This is a genomic window from Janthinobacterium sp. TND4EL3, from assembly GCF_900156175.1.
Classification (GTDB): Bacteria; Pseudomonadota; Gammaproteobacteria; order Burkholderiales; family Burkholderiaceae_D; genus Janthinobacterium.
Window position 1 is genome coordinate 1 of record NZ_FTMV01000006.1, and the last position, 18,387, is coordinate 18,387.

The window sequence follows — 18,387 nt, forward strand, 5'->3', positions numbered from 1 at the left end:
GTCGCTGCTCTGGAAATTGGCGTTGCAGGAAAACTGGCCGAGGATATCGATTTGGGGATCGTCGCACAGCGGCGGGTGGGGATCGAATTGCATGGTGTGCTCTCCAGTGACGGGGGTTCAGGAACGGCGGCGGAAGAAAAATCCCTTCAGCCGCTGCAGATGATCGGTCGCCACCGTCGGCCCGCGCCCGTCGGCACCGCTGACGCCCGTCATGGGACTATCGCCTTCGCGCTCGATGTGCACTTCCACGCCTTCGACGGGCAAACCGTCGGTTGGACGCAGCAAGCGCGGCACGCGGCCCAGCTCGCCTTCGCCGAAGGTGGGCAGTTCCGCCTTCATGCTGGCCGGGCCGTTCCAGTGGTGGCCATCGGTTTTGACCGTCAGCGCGCCGGGGCCGCCCAGTTCCACCGCGCCGCCGGACAGTTTCAGGTAGGCGCCGCCCGCCGTCATGAAGGTGATCTCATCCTGCGCCACGCCGACCAGGCGCGTGCCCGCTGTCAGGCGGATATCCTTGGCGGCGTCCGCCTGCAGAAGATCGTGCTGGCTTTGCAGCAAAAACTTGCCGAAATGGGCCGCCTGCACGATGCCGTCCTGGTGCGCGAACAGGGAAATGCCCTTGCCCGCGTTGACGTTGCAGCGCTGGGCCGCGCTCAGTTGCAGATGCTGCTGGGCCACCAGGTCGATATTCGCGCCCGCGTTGCCGGCAATGGTTCGGGGCGTGCTCAGCGCCACGCCCTCGGGCGCCGTGATGCTGACGGCGGGCTGGTCGGCGGCAATCGCCGCTCCCAGCGCCTTGCTGCCGGCCGCGTCCAGCGCCAGCGCCTGGTGCTGGGCGGCAAACTCGCCCAGGGAAGTCAACAATTCCAGGCATTCTTTCATCACGGCGGCATGCTCGTTGCCGTCGAGCTGCTTGCCGCTGGCGCCCAGCTGTTTCCAGGCAGAGATCAGCAGCGAGCGGGCAGTGCGCACGCTGCCGCTGGCGTCGCTGCGCAACTCGAAGCCGTCGCCGCGCTGCCGCCCTGCGCCATCGCTGCGCGGTTCGGTCAGATAGCCGAGATTCAATTGCGTGGCCGCCTGGTCGCTGGCCAGCTGCGCGCTGATCTGCGACGGCGTGTCGTCAAAGCACAGCTGGTTGCCGCGCCCGCCCCGCACTTCGCGGCTGCGCATGCCGGACAGATAACGGTTGCCCGGCAAGGCGCCGCGCGCGCTCAAGCCCGGCGGCGCGCCCACGGCGTTGTACAGCTGCCCGACGATAATGGGCCGGTCCGGGTCGCCGCCGAGAAAATCGATCAGCACTTCCGTGCCGATGCGCGGCAAGCTCAAGGTGCCGCATTGGCTGCCGCTGCCCGGGCCATTGCCGGTCCAGCTCGATGCCACGCGCACCCAGGCCGAATCGCGCTCCGTATCGGAGGTGCCGGAACCGTTGGCATGCGCGTGGTCCGGCGCGCGCGTCGCAACAAAACGCACCTTGATACGCCCCAGCGCATCGCAATGCACTTCTTCGCCGGCCGGCCCGACGACCAGCGCGCTTTGCAGGCGGACGACGGGAAAATCGCTGCGCGGGTCAAAAGCGGGCACGATGGCGATGCCGCGCCGCACGCAAGTAAAACGGTTGCGGTAGCGCAAGGCCGGCTGGCCATCGGCGCCTGCCCCTTGTGCCGGGCCGGCATCGCACTGCCAGCCGCTCTGCGCAAACAGGCGCCCGACCCTGGCATCCAGGCCTGTCGGCAAGTTATTGCTGGCAGCCACGCTCAAGGCCGTGATGACGAAACTGCGCTCGGCCGCCGGGTGGCTGTCGATATCGGCATGCCCTTCCAGGCTGAACCATTGGCCCGCGCAAAAGTCGCGCACGCAGCCCTCTCCCTGGAAACACTTGCTGTCCATATCGTGACGCGCCATCGCCAGCTGGCCCAGTTGCCGCAATTCGTCATTGCTGCCGGCGGCCAGCGGCGGCTCCACGATATAGTCGTCCAGGCTGGCCGCCAGGCGATTGCCATTCCCGCCCTGATCCACGGCCCCCTGAGACTGCGTGGCCATGAACTGCGGACTGTGCGGGTGGCCATCGTCCCAGCTGTAACGTTCGGATTTTCCCGGCTGCAAACGGCGTACGGCGCTCCAGGCCGTCACGGCATCCCTTTCCTCGGTGGCGTCATCGCGGTGATAGCGCACCGTGCCAGCGGCATTTTCCGCCAGGCGGCTGGCGTCGTCGAACAGCAGCAGGGCATGCACGGGAGTGGTGGCGGCGTTCGGACCGGACGGCGCTCCCGTCTGGAAGCACCAGGCAATGCCGCGGCGCCGGAGCAGGCGGCGGATAAAGGCGGCATCAGATTCATTGTGTTGCATCGTGAATTCGCGCACGGGCAAGCTGCGCGCCGCCAGCGCCGCATCGATGGACAGATCCAGGCTGGCGGCAAGCACGCTATTGCACTGCCGCCATTCCTCAAACAGTAGCTGGACGATCTGCAATTCGTGCTTGTTGCGAAACACCCGCGTGTTGACGCGCTTTTCCATCAAGGCCAGGCCATCGCGCAGTACCAGTTGATAGGTGGCCAGGCCGCCGTCGCTTTGCCCCGCGCACGCTTCGGCGACGATGCCGCAGACCCTGCGCAGCTGCCCCTGGTCCGTCACGATCTGCAATTCGGCCGGCACGGCGATGAACTGTTTCAGCGGCAAGCGCGCTTCGGTGGCGACGCACAGGATGCGGTACTCGATCCCGCCGCAGATGGCCTCGCTGCCGCTGATGCGCTGCGGCAGCAAGACATCCTCATTGCTGCCTTCCGGGTAGGCGAGGCGCAGCCGCAAGGCCCGGTTGCCGGCGTTCAAGGCCTTGTCCACGGCCATCCATTGCGCGAAGTCTTCCATGGTTTTCTTCCTTCCAGCAGTCATCGGGGCACAACATGTATGGCGGTCTCAGGCGGAACCAGCGAATCGAATGTCGTAATGCATGTCGTCACGGTCGCGGGCCGGCAGCTTGCCGGCCAGAAACGCATCCTCCGCCAGGCAGGCACCCATGCCCAGGGCGCAGGTGCGCACGTCTTCCCGCCGCAGTACCAGGCGTATCTCGAAGCCCACGCCGGGCAAGCCGAACAGCGCCAGCATCTGGCGCAGGGCCAGCGCGCCCGGCCGGCCGGGCAAAAAATCCTCGTAGACACGGCGCGCCAGCGGTCCCAGCATCAGGCGCACGCGCAAGTCGGCGCGCCGGCAGCGCTCGCCCAGCATGGCGCCGTGCCCCAGCCGGGCGTGCGCGGTGGCCAGCAGGGTGCGCTCCTGCGGCGCGCGCCGGAACCAGGCGCCCACAAAACGCTGCACGCGCACGGGCACGCCGAAATACTCGGCCAGCACCGCCTGCATCACGTCGGCCGCCACGGGCCGATGCCGCAGCAAGGCCGCGTAATGGGCCAGCACATGCGCAGGCAAGCCATCCTCCTGCCGTGCCACCTCGGCAGGCCAGGCACCGGCCAGGGCCAGTTGCAGGGGCAGGAAATCGCCGCCGTCGGCGTCCATCTGGCATTCGATGCGGTAACGTGCCCAGGCCCGGTAAAACAGGGCCAGCGCGCGCTGCGACAGCGTATCGAGCCAGTCACGGGGCCCCCCATCGCCCGTTTGCCGTTCGTGGCGGGCGAGCGTTTCCGTGTAATGCAGCGGCAAGCTGCCATGCACGCCCAGAAAACCCAGCATCGCCGCCTGCACATGTACCTGCGTATGACCATCGGCTTCCTGCTCCAGCCACAGCTGTTCGATTTCTCCCGGCGCAAACGACAGCGATGCGCTGCCATGCAGGCGCAGGCAATCATCAAACACCTGCTCCTGCGAGATGCCCTGCTGCATCAGCCAGGCAGACAACAGCCGCACCGCCTGAAAGAAGCCTGTGCCGGACGGGTCGGCCAGCAGGCGCGCGACTACACCAGCGTCTGGTTTCCATTGCGGGGTAGGCAGCACAGCAACTCCTTTCCAGTCTTCTGCGACAAGACGATCAGGCGGGTAAACGAGCCCAGGTGCACGTACAGTCCGAGAAAACGTTCGATCACCTGGGCAAACGCATGCAAGCCGCTGCCGACAAAGGCGTCCTCATCGACGGATAGCAGGACGTCGATGCCGAACACCAGGCTGCCGCCCGCCTCATCCTGCAGCCAGGTACTGGCGGCGCGCTGGCGCAGTCCCGTCATGCCCGCGATCTGGCGCGCGGCGCTGGCCGAACCGGGCAAGTTGTACAGCTCGAGTATTTGCTTGAAGAGCGGCAAGCCCTGCTCGCTCAGCGACTGATGGTTCAGGGACAGTTGCGCGATCAGCCGCCAGTGCGATGCCACTCCCGCAGGGAAGCGGCAAGCCGCGCTGGGCTTGCGCAGCAGGCGCACCGGCAAGGCGCTGGCCACGCCGTCATGGCGCAGGTCGCCCGCGGCATTGCCGAATACCAGGCGGCTCGGCAAATCGCGGTTGCTGCAGGTGAGCATAACGGACACCGTTTGCGTGGCGTCGTGCAGCGGCTGCATGGTGCCGTCGACAAAGGCGATGCGCATGTCGTAGCCGGGATTGCTCAGCGCCATGTCCTCGTCGCGCCGCGTCACCCAGTAGCGTCCCTGGCGCCCGCCCGCCTCGCCATGGCGCATCGAATAGAACGGGTGAAACGCATCGAGTGCGCCATCTCTCTGCGTTTCACTGAGCACCTGCACGCTGTCGACGCTGTAAATATCGTAGCAATGCGCCTGCCGCACCGATGGCAGCAGCACATGCTCGGCGCTCGCATGCGTCAGGCGGACGGGAGTGGCCGCCTGGCGGAACAGGTTGACGACGGGCGTGCATCCCGTCAGCAGATGCCTTGCGGACAGGGGCCGCAAGATGCGCGCGATATCCGCATCGGCCTGCACGTCGGCCAGCAGCAGGTGCACAGTGCAGTGCCGGCAGGCCGGCGGCAACTGCGGGCGCAGCGCGGCCAGGTCCAGGTCGACGAAATTGAATTTATCCGGAAAGGCAAACCATTCGCCCAGCAAGCGGTAAGCGGGATGCGAGGCGGCCATGGCCGGCATCAATGCCTCCTCGACGGCAAAGCCGGCCGGATGCAAGGGCACCGCGTCCAGCGCATGCCATGCGCCATCGGCTTCCACATAGGCACAACGCACACGCAGGAACAGGCTGTCGCGCAAGGTGGCGCAAAACGCAGGCTCGCCATCGAGGAACAGGCGCAGCGCCGGCAGCGGCAGCCCGTCCAGCGTGGACGTGGCGCCCGTCGCTTCGAGCGTGATGCTGATCGCCGCCCCCAAGTCCGGCGTCAGGCGCAATGCGGGCGGCGCCGCCACGATGGACTGAAAGCGCACCTCGGACAGGCGCAGCGGCGCCACGGCGACATCGTAGGCGGTGGTGAACTTGCAGGCAATACCCTGATGCTCCGCTGCATGCATGAGCGTGCCGCGCGGGATCATGGCCGGCTCGGTCACCGTCGCAAGGTCGTTATCGATGCGGGCAATGGCGCAGGCAGGAAACGGGCGCAAATAATGGGGAAAGTTCACTTCCAACAAGGTTTCGCTGAAGGCGCCGAAGCCATCGGCCAGCCGCTTCGCCGTGCGCGCATTGAACATGGCAAACGCCTGCAGCATGCGCGCCAGGTGCGGGTCGCCCATGTCTCCACCCTGGATGCCCAGCGCGCCGGCGATGGCGGGATAGCGCCGGGCAAACGCCTGGTTGTGCGCATGCAAGGTGCCCAGTTCGCGCTCGTAATATTGTAGCAACTCGTCCATGTCCGCTCCCATCGCTTGCCCCGCACATGTAGATACAGCCCCATCTGCATTATTGAGGACGCGGGAAACAGGCAAATTGAGTTTGAACAAGATTGCAAGCATGAATCGGAAAGCAATGCCGTCCGCCCTGCGCCTTGGCAGCTTTTGTTCACTCCTTGCCAATATTAATTGACTTATTCTAAACAATCGTTTTAAATCAGGATGTTACTCAAAATCAATCATTTTGGGCATTCAAGCATCGCATTAACCCTCTCGGTGCTTGACGTCCACACTGATGCACTCTGAAGCCAAGGTATATGGAACTGCTCGACTCCCTGCGTCAGACCCCACCGCAAGACGACACGATCAGCGGGCACTATGAAGTGCGCCGCTTGCTGGGCGAAGGCGGTTTCGGCCATGTGTTCGAAGCGTGGGATGCCAAGCTGTGCCGCAGCGTGGCGCTCAAGCGCCTGAAGCCGCAGGCCGATGTGCTGCATCCGGAAAAACTCATCAATGAAGCGCGCCTGGCCGCCTCACTCAGGCATGCCGCCTTCGTGCGCATCTTCGCCATCGAGGGCCAGGGCACGGGCCAGTCCATCGTCATGGAACTGGTGGAAGGCCAGACCCTGGGGCAATACATGCACGGCGGCAAGGCCGAGCTGCAGGCCGCGCTCGACATCGCCTATCAGATCGCCGACGCCATGGACGAGGCGCACGCGATGGACCTCGTGCACGGCGACCTGAAACCGTCGAACCTGATGCTGGAGGCGAACGGCAAGGTGCGCATCCTCGATTTCGGCCTGGCGCGCCACATGGACCCGCAAGCCACGCAAACGACGACCCTGTGCGACTTGCAGGGCACCATCGCCTACATGGCGCCCGAGCGCCTGATGGGCCGCCTGCCCGACACGCGCGGCGACGTGTATGCCTTGGGTGCCATGCTGTACGAAATGCTGGCCGGCCAGCGCCACTTCGCCCACCTGAACGGCCTGGCCCTGGCCGCCGCCCACATGCAGGCAACGGAACCGTGGCCCGACCTGCCGGACTCCGTCCCGCCCGCCATCAACGCCCTCGTGCGCGCGATGACGGCGCACGACCCGGCCGAACGGCCACGCACCATGCGCGACGTGCGCGAGGCGATAGGCGCGCAGCGCGGCGAACCACTCACCCTGGCCACGCCCCTTGCCGACGCTACGCCGGCGAAGGTAGAGCCGCCCGCCAGCGTCTCCATCCGCCTGCCGCTGCCCCGCAAGCGCACCCTGCAATGGGGCGCGGGCGTGGCGCTGCTGGCGGTACTGGCGGGATGGCAGCTGCCCAATATCGTTCCTGCCGTCAAATCGTTCGTCACGGGCGAGAAAGCACCTGCGCCGTATTCGGAAATGGCCAGCATGGCGGCGGGGATGGAAGCGTTGCGGGTGTTTGATCGCGATACGAGCCAGGCACAGGCCATCGAGCACTTCACCACTGTATTGACACACAGCCCTGCAAGTGCGGCGGCGGCAGCCGGACTATCCTTGGCCTATAGCCTGCGCTACACAGGCAATGGTCGTGACGATACATGGCTGCAACGCGCTGATGCCAGCGCACAACAGGCCCTGGCCTCAGACAACCAATTGGCGCTGGCCCATGTGGCACAAGCGTGGGTACTGGAACTGAAAGGTCAGCACCAGGCATCCTTGATATCCACGGCAACAGCACTCAACCTCGATCCACACAATCTGATGGGTCTCATTGGCAAGGCGAGGGTGCTGATACGGACGGAAAAATTTGAACTGGCGCAAGCAGTCATCGACTTGGCACAGCCGGCATATCCGCGCGAGCGCCTTTTCCAAATTTTGCAAGGAATGCTGCATTATCGCAAGGCCCAATATGTTGAAGCGGAAAATGCCTTCCGTAAAGCGATCGAACTTGACCCCCAATCTGCCAATGCTTATGCCTACCTGAATGCAGTCCTGCTACGCCAGGATCGCGTCGATGAAGCCTTGCGAGTTTTGCAGCAGGGATTGCAAGTTCAGCCACATTGGGAGCTCTACAACAATCTGGGCACCTCTTTATTCGCCAAAGCCGATTATCTTGGCGCCGTTGAAGCGTTCAAGAACGCGGTTTCTTCCAGTAAAGGTAGCCCTGGAACTTATTTACTATGGGCTAACCTAGCCGATGCTCAGCGCTGGATTCCAGCACAGGCAAACGCATCGAAAGACTCCTACCGGCACGCGATCAATTTGCTAAGTCCGATGTTGCAGGCTATGCCCGATAACGGTAACTTTCAGTCACGTATGGCGTTATATCGCGCATATATCGGCGATAAGCAGGAAGCGCTGACCCATATCCGACATGCACTAAGCATTGCAAGCGAGATAGCTGACGTACAGTTCCGCGCCGCGCTAAGCCATGAACTGCTTGGCAACCACCACGAGGCGCTAACGGCATTAATGCAGGCCGTGAACCTTGGTTACCCCCTCAACCTGATCGAAACGGCACCCGATCTGTTGACCCTCAGGCGAGATGCTCGCTACCAGCAGTTTATTATTAACCTGAAAAGAGATCGTAAAACATGACGCATGTAAGCCCTTGGATGAAGTTATCCGTACATTTTGATGCAGACCAGACCAGCAGCCAGCTCGACTACAAATTCACCTCCTGCGATGGCACGGCAGATCCCCGCCACGGCGAATATATGGGAGGCGTGCACTTCCAGCAAGGGCAGCATGTCTACGTAGACGTCAATTGCTGCGGCTCCAAGAAAAGCGGCTTCACCTCATTTCAGATCGTCGATTGTTGCATCGTCACCATTCCGCAACTGACTCAGATTGGAGCGAATGTGCCGACCGTTTACTCGGCCCCCTCGCCATTCCTGCAAGCCATCGGTGCCACCTATCCGCTGCAACTGGATTTCGAATCGCACCTGCTGCCGCCAGATCCTGAACTGCCGGACCTGCGCCGCATTCGCCAGGAGTGGAAACATACGCTGGACGTCGGGCATACAAAAGGCCGCTGGGAATTGTCCTTTGTCATCACTGTACGCATACTGCGCGGCGAGGGTGTGCAGCCTGAGTTACGCGTATTCTCATTCGACCCGGAAAGCTCCGTGGGCGGGACACTGGGCGTCGACTGATCCTACGACACCTGGGAATGCCGTCAACAACGCATTGCCAAACCTGGATACCAGAAGCCGCGCCCCACCAGCGCGGCTTTTTCACATCCGCACGCAATACGCCGCCCCGCCCGCCGAAAGCGGTAAAATGACGGCCTTAACCCGAGCTGCGCCCACTGGCGCGGCCTGGCACGCACACAGCACCACCCACAGCCCGGCAGGCATGCATTCCCTGCCGCCGGACCAACGACAAAGAACACATGACCACCGTCCCAAAAGAAATCAACGCCGCCGCGGCAAAGAAGAATTCGGCTGAAAAGCTCACGCCCATGATGCAACAATATATGGGCATCAAGGAAAACCACCCGACGATGTTGGTCTTCTACCGCATGGGCGATTTCTATGAGCTGTTTTTCGAAGATGCGGAAAAAGCGGCGCGCCTGCTGGGCATTACCCTGACGGCGCGCGGCGTGGCCAGCGGCAACCCCATCAAGATGTGCGGCGTGCCGTTTCATTCGCTCGACGGCTACCTGGCCAAGCTGGTCAAGCTGGGCGAGTCGGTGGCCATTTGCGAACAGATCGGCGACCCGGCCACCAGCAAGGGCCCCGTCGAGCGCAAGGTCATGCGCGTGGTCACGCCCGGCACCCTGACGGATGCGGACTTGCTGCCCGAAAAGGCCGAGCGCCCGCTGCTGGCCATGTGCAGCATCACGCAGCGCAAGACAGTGACGACGGGCCTGGCCTGGCTGTCGCTGGCCAGCGGCGCCTTGAAACTGATGGAGTTTTCCGGCGACAGCGCCACCGTGGCGGCGCGCCTGCAGCAGGAATTGGAACGCATCGTGCCCGCTGAAATTCTCAGCGGCGACAACGGCAACCTGTTCGACGACTACGCGGGCACCCACATCAACCGCGTGCCGGACTGGCATTTCGACGTGGTGGGCGGCCACAAGGCACTGCTCGATCAATTGGGCGTGGCGACCCTGACGGGCTTTGGCGCCGATGGCCTCGGCGCCGCGTTCGGCGCGGCCGGCGCCCTGCTGCGCTATGCGCAATCGACGCAAGGGCGGGGCTTGCAGCACGTGCGCTCGCTGACGACGGAAACGGAAAGCGAATTCATCGGCCTGGACGCGGCCACGCGGCGCAACCTGGAATTGACGGAAACCATCCGCGGGCAGGAATCGCCGACCTTGTTCTCCCTGCTGGATCATTGCCGCACGGCCATGGGTTCGCGCATGCTGCGCCACTGGCTGCACCATGCGCGGCGCGACCAGAACGTGGCGCGCGCGCGCCATGAAGCGATCGCCGCGCTGGCGCAGAGCGAAGCGGCGGGACCGCTGGCCGCCACCCTGGCGCAAGTGCCCGACATCGAACGCATCACCACGCGCATCGCGCTGCTGTCGGCGCGTCCGCGCGACCTGGCCGCCTTGCGCGATGGTTTATTACAACTGCCGGCGCTGCGTGGCGACGTAGTCCGTTGTTACGGCCCTGGCCAGGGCGGCGAAAGCGGCTTGCTGGCCGCCATTCACGCGGCACTGGCGACACCGACCGCCTGCCTGGACTTGCTGGTGCGCGCCGTGGCGCAGGAGCCGGCGGCCATGGTGCGCGACGGCGGCGTGTTTGCCACCGGCTTCGACGCGGAACTCGATGAACTGCGCGCGCTGTCGGAAAACGCGGGCCAGTTCCTGCTCGACCTGGAAACGCGCGAACGGGCGCGCACGGGCATCGCCAACCTGCGCGTCGAATACAACAAGGTGCACGGCTTCTATATTGAAGTGACACACGGCCAGACGGACAAGGTGCCGGACGACTACCGCCGCCGCCAGACCCTGAAAAACGCCGAGCGCTACATCACCCCGGAACTGAAGGTATTCGAAGACAAGGCCCTGTCGGCGCAAGACAAGGCCCTCGTGCGCGAAAAACTGCTGTACGACCTGCTGCTGGCCGAGCTGGCACCGCACATCGGCACCTTGCAAACGATTTCGCAGGGCCTGGCCCAGCTCGATACCCTGAATGCGCTGACGGAACACGCGCAGCAGCACAACTGGGCCGCGCCGCAACTGGTCGACGAGCCGTGCATCAACATCGTCGAAGGCCGCCACCCGGTGGTGGAAAAGCAGATCGAACGCTTCATCGCCAACGATTGCCGCCTCGTCAACGAACGCCGCTTGCTGCTGATTACCGGTCCGAACATGGGCGGTAAATCGACCTTCATGCGCCAGGTGGCATTGATCACCCTGCTGGCCTACGTGGGCAGCTACGTGCCGGCCGCCTCCGCTACCATCGGCCCCATCGACCGCATCTTCACGCGCATCGGCGCCACCGACGACCTGGCGGGCGGACGCTCGACCTTCATGGTCGAAATGACGGAGTCGGCCGCCATTTTGAACGGCGCCACCGAACACTCTCTGGTGCTGATGGATGAAGTGGGCCGCGGCACCTCGACCTTCGACGGCCTGGCCCTGGCGTGGGCCATCGCGCGCCATCTGATCGACACCAGTCGTAGTTTCACCCTGTTTGCCACGCACTACTTTGAGCTGACGCAACTGCCGGACAGCCACCCGAGCGCCGCCAACGTGCATTTGTCCGCCGTCGAACACAAGGACAGCATCGTCTTCCTGCACGCCGTGCAGGCCGGTCCCGCCTCGCAAAGCTACGGCTTGCAGGTGGCGCAGCTGGCCGGCGTGCCGCAGCCCGTGATCAAGGCCGCGCGCAAGCACCTGGCGCGCCTGGAAGCGCAGGCGCTCGACGCCACGCCGCAGCGCGACCTGTTCGCCGCACCGGCAGCCGATCCATATGCGCAAGAGGAAGACGAGGCAGCGGCGGCGCCGCTGGCCGCGCTCAATGAAGCGCAGCAAGCCTTGCTCGACGCCATCGCCGACCTTGATCCCGATGCGCTCACGCCGCGCGACGCGCTGGAGCAGCTGTACCAGTTGAAACGGCTGGCCGCCGCATGACCATCGGGCGCCGCTTCGTTCGCCTGTCCCTGCTGGCGGCCGGCCTGCTGGCCGCTTGCCTGCAGGGACAGCCGGCGCTGGCCGCCCCCGCCGACCAGGCCGGCTTCGAGTTTGCCGTGCTGGGCCACTCCTTCAAGGCGGGGCCGGACGACGCGCCCTTGAAAAAGGCGATTGCCGACACGAGCGCCTTCAATGCCTCCTTCGTGGTAGCGACCGGCATCAAGGCGGCCAGCGAGTCGTGCAGCGACAAGCTGTACAGCCAGCGCAAGGACTTGCTCGACGCCAGCGGTCCGCCGCTGATTGTCTCGCTGTCGGCCAGCGACTGGGCCAACTGCCGCAATTCGCGCGGCCGCATCAATGCCATCGAACGCCTGAACCGCCTGCGCGACGTGTATTTCGCGGACGACCAGAGCCTGGGCCAGCGCAAGCTGACCCTGTCGCGGCTGTCATCGACGGCAAAGTTCCGCAGCTATGCGGAGAACGCGCACTGGGAATACGGCGGCGTGCTGTTTGCGACCGTCAACCTGCCCGCCAATAACAACCATTTCCTGCCGGAAGCGGGCCGCAACAGCGAGTTCGAAGACCGCCTGGTGGCCAACCGTTCCTGGCTGCAGCGGTTGTTCGCCATGGCGCAGCGCAAGAAACTCGATGGCATCGTGCTGTTTTCCGACGGCGACGTGGGCGTGCTCGATGAAGACGACAGTTCGCTGCTGCCCAGCTTCAGCGCAAAGCAGGATGGCTTTGCGGGACCGCGCAAGCAGATCCGCACCCTGGCGAAGAAGTTCAGCGGCAAGGTGTTACTGGTCGATACGCAGCGTGATGGCGACGCGGACGGCAAGGAAGGAAAAAGTAAAAAGGCCGCGGCCAGGACGGGCGCGCCGGCAATCCGCTGGAAAGGCAACCTGGGCCACGTCAGCATCGACAACGACTGGTCCGCCATCGCCGTGCGGCCCGGCAAGACGCCCTTCTTTGAGGTGCGTCAACGTGCCACGCGCCCATCGGCGCAAGCGCGGGCCAAGGCGTCGACTGTACGCAGATAAACGTGCGCCGCAATAGATAAAGGCCGACGCAAAGCCAGCCTTTATCTAATAGACAACAGACGTCACGACGCCTGACAAAACCGTCGCGAGCAGCTGCGCGGCGTGGCCGAGAAGCGCAACCGTACTCGGTACGGGGGCGCCGAGCCGGTGAGCATCGCCGGCCGCGCCCCGCCGCGCGCAGCAGGTTTGGTCAGGAGTCCTCAGTGGATAGGGTGGGTGCGGAAGTGATCGCCCTCTTCGCCTTCATCTTCATCATCGCCATGGTCATGGCCGTGTGCGCCATGCACGTGGCCATGGGCGATTTCTTCGTCGGTGGCTGCGCGCACGTCAGCGACGGTCAGCGAGAAGCGCAGCGCGATGCCGGCCAGTGGATGGTTGCCGTCCAGTACGACCTTGTCGTCGGCGATATCAGTGACGGTGAAGATCATCGCTTCTTCGTCGGTCGAATCGCTTTCCGGCATGCCTTCGAACTGCATGCCCACTTCCAGCGGCTCAGGCAGGCGATTGCGCGGCTCTACCTTGACCAGGGCTGGGTCGTATTCACCGAAAGCATCATCCGGTTCGATCTGGATCGTGTTGGAGTAGCCAACTTCCTTGCCGTCGAGCTCTTCTTCGATCTTCGGCAGGGTGTTTTCATAATCACCATGCAGGTAGACCATAGGCTGGCGGCCGTCTTCGATCAGATTGTCTTGCGCGTCTGACAGTTTGTAGTTGACAGTCACGACCGTATTCTTGGCAATCTTCATTATGCTTCCTTTCATTGTATAAGCTGGCAAATTATACCTTTACGCCGCCAACGACAGGCGCATTCCTGCATTTCCGGTTGTTATAATGGGCGCATGAATAAATTAACTCTCCTCGGCGATATCACGCCGGCGCAATTTTTGCGCGACTACTGGCATAAAAAGCCCCTGCTGATCCGCCAGGCCGTGCCTGGCTTCAAGGCGCTGTTCGATTTCAAGGCCCTGGCCGAACTGGCCACCCTGGACCACGTCGAATCGCGCCTGGTCAGCCATGCGGATGGCCACTGGAACATGCAGCAAGGTCCGCTGACCAGCCTGCCCTCGCTGAAACAGAAGGAATGGACCTTGCTGGTGCAGGGCGCCAACCTGCATAGCGCCAAGGCCGACGCCCTGCTGCGCCAGTTCCGCTTCCTGCCGGACGCGCGCCTGGACGACCTGATGGTCAGCTTCGCCACCGATGGCGGCGGCGTGGGCCCGCATTTCGATTCCTACGACGTGTTCCTGCTGCAAGGCCAGGGCAAGCGCCACTGGCGCATCGGCGCGCAGAAGGACCTGAGCCTGATCGACGGCCTGCCGCTGAAAATCCTCAGCAATTTCACGCCCGACGAAGAATTCACGCTGGAACCGGGCGACATGCTGTACCTGCCGCCCCACTACGCGCACGACGGCGTGGCCATCGGCGACTGCCAGACGTATTCGATCGGTTTCCGCTCGCCCACGTTCCAGGAGCTGGGCGAAGCCTTTTTGCAATTCATGGCCGACTCGATCGACTTGCCGGGCATTTACAGCGATCCTGACCTGAAAGCATCGGGCAAACCGGCGGAAATCCCCCGCGACATGCTCAGCACCATCACGGAAGAGCTGAACAAGGTGCGCTTCACGGAAGAGGATGTGACCATTTTCCTGGGTGAACACCTGTCGGAACCGAAGCACAATGTGTTTTTCACTCCGTTATCGAAGCCATTGACGGTGGGCCGCTTTGCGGATGCCGCGCAGAAAAAGGGTGTCGTGTTGTCGCGCAAGACCCTGATGCTGTATCGTGGCAAGAATGTCTTCATCAATGGCGAGTCGTTTGCCATTGGCAAGGCGGACAAGGCGGCGCTGGAAACCCTGGCCAACGAACGCGCCCTCGATGGCGCGGCCGTGGCCCAGGCCTCCGATGACGTCATGGATGCCTTATATACCTGGTATCAGGATGGCTGGATCGAACTGGCTTGAATGACGGCGGCGTAGCAAAAGTGGTATTGCACGGGCAACTGGTATGCGTTCTGCGCCAGCGCAACAAAACATATTATTTTTATATCGTTTTGTCGCGCTTTCGCAAAACACTTACACTTGCTTGCAATTTGCTTCGGCAAATATTGCGATATCACAAAATAGTTGCGAATTTGCCTCTTGCTCCTATTGCGACGCACCAAAAATCGCTATAATATTCGGTTAGGAAGTTTCCGTTGTCTGGCAGGCACCACCTGGTACGAAAAGCCTTCGAAGACGACCTAACGAGCGATAATTACCGGTAATTATTCATCGCAACAATATTGATTTATTTTTTGAAATAATTAAGGAAAACAAATGAAAAAATCCCTGCTGATCGCCTCCCTGATGGTTGTTGCTCTGGCTGCTTGCAGCAAAAAAGAAGAAGCTCCTGCACCAGCACCAGTAGTTGAAACCCCAGCACCAGCACCAGCAGTTGAAGCTGCTCCAGCTGCTGCTGCTGACGCTGCTGCTTCGGCCGCTACCGACGCTGCTGCTGCTGCTTCGAGCGCTGCTTCGGCCGCTTCGGACGCTGCTGCTGCCGCTTCGGCTGCTGCATCGGCTGCTAAGTAATTAGCACCCAGCACTAGAGAAAGCCGGCCTTCGGGCCGGCTTTTTTGCGTCCAGCGCTTTATCCGCAGGATAAAACGCTGGACGCAGGCAATAAAAAAAGGCTGGCCCGGTTTCCCGGGCCAGCCTTTTTATGATGGGTGACAGCTCTTGATCGCCGCCACTCAGCACACCTTATTTCAACTGGTCGTTCAACAGACCCAGGATCTTTTCGGCCACTGGCGAGGTATCAGGCTTGCCTTCGTTGCTGAGCACACTGACCAGGCTGGTCGAACCGTTGCCGGCCTTGACGAGAACGCGGTAGCGCTGCGCTTCCTTGTCCTTGTCGGACGACGAGCCCCAGCTGAACAGCTTCGAGAAGAAACCATCTTTCTTGACGGCGTCCGGATCGACGTAACGCACGAAATACGTGCCTTGCGTGCGGTCGCGGTCTTCCACGGTAAAGCCGACGCGGTCCAGCGCCAGGCCGACACGGCGCCAGGCGCGGTCGAAACCTTCATCGACCTCAATGGCGCGCGCCGGCGTGGCGGCGTCGCCCACGAGCTTGGCATGCTGCGGCTGCACGATGGCGGCATCGACGGCCGTCTTCGCTTGCGCCTCGTCGCTGGCAGCGCCCAGGCGCGTCATCAGCTTGGCCAGGAATTGCGCTTCCAGGCCGGGATCGTTGGGACGCGCCGTCCAGGTGGTGGTTTCCTTGTCGCGGCCCGTAACGACCTCTTCCACGCCGCGGTGGCTGATGTAGATCTCGGTCGAGCCGTCGGCCAGGCGTTCCACGCGGGTGCGGAACTTGTCTTTCTCGCCCGTCGAATACAGCGAATCGAAGGCCTTGCCGATGGTGTTGCGGATAAAGTCCTGCGGCAGCTTGGCGCGGTTCTCGTTCCATTCGGTTTCCAGGATGCCGGCCGTCGGCTGGTCGACGGCGATGGTGAAGCCGGAATCTTCCCAGAACTGCTTGAGTTGCGGCCACAGCACCTCAGGCGACTGCTTGACCACCAGCCAGCGCTGGTTGCCCGCGCGCTCGACCTTGACACCGCCTGCCGTGACAGGCACGACACCCACCACGCCGTCGGCACCCACGACGACAGGCGCGCCTGCAGCGGCATTGCGCTGGGCGTTGTAGCCGGACGCCGTGGCCACGCCGTTTTTCGCATCCGGCAGCGAGTAACGGTTGTCCTGCTGCAATTGCGTCAGGTCAGGCGGCACGTCCAGGGTGCTGGCTTTCTTGACCGACTTGTAGTCGACCTTGTCGCCGCCGACCACCGAACTGATCATGCCGCAGCCCGCGAGGCTGGCTGCGACGGCGCCGATGACGATGCCGCGGACGGCGATGGTGGCAGGCGCCGGTTTGGTTTTCTTGCAATTAGTCATGTCGTAACTGGATAAGAAGCTAAGTAGCAGCTGGAATCAGGGAAGGTCCGGACTGGTCGAGTCCGGGCTTGAAGTTCGGCCTTAAGACAGGACGCCCGCGTCGCGCAAGGCGTCGCGCACGGTGGCATGGCAATTGTCAGCCAGCGGCACCAGCGGCAAGCGTATGCCGGCAGGCATCATGCCCATTTCGGCCAGTGCCCATTTGACGGGCACCGGGTTGGGCTCGACAAACAATTTCTGGTGCAGAGGAAAAACTTTGTTATTGATGGCAATGGCCGTGGCGCGCTCGCCCGCCATCGCTGCCACGCACAGTTCGTGCATGGCGCGCGGCGCGACGTTGGCCGTCACGGAGATATTGCCGTGGCCGCCGCAGAACATCAGCGCCATGGCCGTCGGGTCATCGCCCGAGTACACGGCGAAGTCGGCTGGCACGAGGCGCAGCAGGTCGACGCCACGGCCGATATTGCCGGTCGCATCTTTCACGCCGACAATATTCGGAATGGCCGACAGGCGCACGATGGTGTCGTTGCTCATGTCGGCAACGGTGCGGCCCGGGACGTTGTACAGGATGACGGGAATGTCGACGGCTTCGGCGATGGCCTTGAAGTGCTGGTACATGCCTTCCTGGGTAGGACGGTTGTAGTACGGCACTACTTGCAGGACGGCATCGGCGCCCGCTTCTTTCGCATAACGCGTCAGCTTGATGGCCTCGGCCGTGGAATTGCCACCGGCGCCGGCGATGATAGGAATGCGTCCCTTGGCGTGCTCGACGGTCAGCTGTATCAGTTCGCAGTGCTCTTCCACGCTCACAGTTGCCGATTCGCCCGTGGTGCCCACGATAACGATGCCGTCCGTCCCCTCGGCGATATGCCAGTCGATCAGCTTGCGCAGACCTGGAAAGTCCAGACTGCCGTCCGCGTGCATCGGGGTGACGATTGCTACAATGCTGCCCTTGATCATAGTAAGTTTATAGCGCCGATAAATAAAACAACGATTGTAGCGGATAGCCCGCGCCTGTGGTGCATTCTGAAGTATAAACTGCCGCTCAAAACGTCGGCAGCAAGGCTGCCAACCGTGGAAAATCTGGCCGGACGGCGCAAATTCGTTGCACCAGAGCAGCTTTTGGCTGTTCCACCCTTCCATCCTCGTACGCTACCACACGCAAGCCGTGCTGCACGGCCCAGGCCAGCATTTCGCCTTCCTTCAACAGGAATTTCGGATTCGATGGCTTGCCGAACTGCTCATTTCCTTCAGCAAACGTTTCGTACAACAACACGCCATCGGGCGCCAGGCTGGCCACCATGGCTTCCAGCAGGGGGCGGTGCAGATAATTGGTGACGACGATGCCGGCAAAGCGGCCGGGAGCGAAGGGCCACACGGCGCCCGGCGCTTCCAGGTCCACCAGCGAGGTGGTGATGCCCGTGCCGGCTGCCTTTTCCAGCATTTCCGGATCATGGTCGAGCGCGATCACGGGGTGGCCCAGGCTTACCAGGTGGCGCGCGTGGCGGCCGGCGCCGCAGGCCAGGTCCAGCACTTCGCCGCCGGGCATCAGGGGCGCCCAGCGGCGCACCCAACCGGAAATCGTTTCAGTGTCTACTACTTGTTCAATTGCTTGCATCGGTACTTCCATCAGTTAGTTGCGTGCATCAGCTT

The 18,387-nt window shown here is 62.9% G+C and carries 13 protein-coding genes; 6 read left to right on the forward strand and 7 right to left on the reverse strand.

Annotation, left to right across the window (positions count from 1 at the left end):
• Nucleotides 1-117 precede the first annotated feature (117 nt).
• The 3 genes from BXA07_RS11110 to tssF are packed head-to-tail and all read right to left on the reverse strand — an operon-like array spanning nucleotide 118 to nucleotide 5,732.
• Entirely contained in the window at nucleotides 118-2,862 is a 2,745-nt protein-coding gene (locus tag BXA07_RS11110) for a type VI secretion system Vgr family protein (protein ID WP_076568012.1), read from the reverse strand.
• 48 nt (nucleotides 2,863-2,910) lie between these two features.
• On the reverse strand, nucleotides 2,911-3,939 hold the full coding sequence (tssG, locus tag BXA07_RS11115; RefSeq protein ID WP_083708169.1) for a type VI secretion system baseplate subunit TssG: 1,029 nt from the start codon (nucleotides 3,937-3,939) through the stop codon (nucleotides 2,911-2,913).
• Entirely contained in the window at nucleotides 3,900-5,732 is a 1,833-nt protein-coding gene (gene tssF, locus BXA07_RS11120) for a type VI secretion system baseplate subunit TssF (protein ID WP_076568218.1), read from the reverse strand. The genes tssG and tssF overlap by 40 nt, the downstream gene beginning before the upstream one ends.
• Before the next feature lie 296 nt (nucleotides 5,733-6,028).
• On the opposite strand from tssF, the gene BXA07_RS11125 reads away from it, so the two are divergent.
• The 4 genes from BXA07_RS11125 (at nucleotide 6,029) to BXA07_RS11140 (ending at nucleotide 12,799) form a co-directional block, all read left to right on the forward strand.
• Nucleotides 6,029-8,269 (forward strand): serine/threonine-protein kinase, encoded by a 2,241-nt coding sequence (locus BXA07_RS11125; protein WP_076568013.1) that lies wholly within the window; start codon nucleotides 6,029-6,031, stop codon nucleotides 8,267-8,269.
• Nucleotides 8,266-8,826 carry a hypothetical protein gene (locus BXA07_RS11130; protein ID WP_139335533.1) on the forward strand — a complete coding sequence of 187 codons (561 nt, stop codon included), beginning with the start codon at nucleotides 8,266-8,268 and terminating at the stop codon, nucleotides 8,824-8,826. Before BXA07_RS11125 ends, BXA07_RS11130 begins: the two co-directional genes overlap by 4 nt.
• A 239-nt stretch (nucleotides 8,827-9,065) precedes the next feature.
• Nucleotides 9,066-11,759, forward strand: a complete 2,694-nt coding sequence (gene mutS, locus BXA07_RS11135; RefSeq protein ID WP_076568015.1) for a DNA mismatch repair protein MutS — start codon at nucleotides 9,066-9,068, stop codon at nucleotides 11,757-11,759.
• A complete protein-coding gene (locus tag BXA07_RS11140; protein ID WP_076568016.1) occupies nucleotides 11,756-12,799 on the forward strand; it encodes a hypothetical protein in 1,044 nt (347 codons plus the stop codon). Before mutS ends, BXA07_RS11140 begins: the two co-directional genes overlap by 4 nt.
• A 200-nt stretch (nucleotides 12,800-12,999) precedes the next feature.
• On the opposite strand, the gene BXA07_RS11145 is transcribed toward BXA07_RS11140, so the two are convergent.
• Entirely contained in the window at nucleotides 13,000-13,545 is a 546-nt protein-coding gene (locus tag BXA07_RS11145; protein WP_076568017.1) for an FKBP-type peptidyl-prolyl cis-trans isomerase, read from the reverse strand.
• 93 nt (nucleotides 13,546-13,638) lie between these two features.
• Here BXA07_RS11145 and BXA07_RS11150 point away from each other — a divergent pair, with 93 nt between their 5' ends.
• Both BXA07_RS11150 and BXA07_RS11155 read left to right on the forward strand, forming a co-directional pair.
• Nucleotides 13,639-14,760 (forward strand): cupin domain-containing protein, encoded by a 1,122-nt coding sequence (locus BXA07_RS11150; RefSeq protein ID WP_076568018.1) that lies wholly within the window; start codon nucleotides 13,639-13,641, stop codon nucleotides 14,758-14,760.
• Between the two features lie 354 nt (nucleotides 14,761-15,114).
• A complete protein-coding gene (locus tag BXA07_RS11155) occupies nucleotides 15,115-15,369 on the forward strand; it encodes a hypothetical protein (protein ID WP_071650198.1) in 255 nt (84 codons plus the stop codon).
• A 171-nt stretch (nucleotides 15,370-15,540) separates the two neighbouring features.
• On the opposite strand, the gene bamC is transcribed toward BXA07_RS11155, so the two are convergent.
• The 3 genes from bamC to BXA07_RS11170 all read right to left on the reverse strand — a co-directional run bounded on the left by bamC (nucleotide 15,541) and on the right by BXA07_RS11170 (nucleotide 18,352).
• Complete coding sequence (gene bamC / locus BXA07_RS11160) at nucleotides 15,541-16,734, reverse strand: outer membrane protein assembly factor BamC (RefSeq protein WP_076568019.1); 1,194 nt, start codon at nucleotides 16,732-16,734, stop codon at nucleotides 15,541-15,543.
• Nucleotides 16,735-16,815: 81 nt separating this feature from the next.
• Nucleotides 16,816-17,694, reverse strand: a complete 879-nt coding sequence (gene dapA / locus BXA07_RS11165; RefSeq protein WP_076568020.1) for a 4-hydroxy-tetrahydrodipicolinate synthase — start codon at nucleotides 17,692-17,694, stop codon at nucleotides 16,816-16,818.
• Nucleotides 17,695-17,779: 85 nt separating this feature from the next.
• Nucleotides 17,780-18,352: a class I SAM-dependent methyltransferase gene (locus tag BXA07_RS11170; RefSeq protein WP_076568021.1), complete on the reverse strand. Its 573-nt coding sequence runs from the start codon at nucleotides 18,350-18,352 to the stop codon at nucleotides 17,780-17,782.
• Nucleotides 18,353-18,387 lie beyond the last annotated feature (35 nt).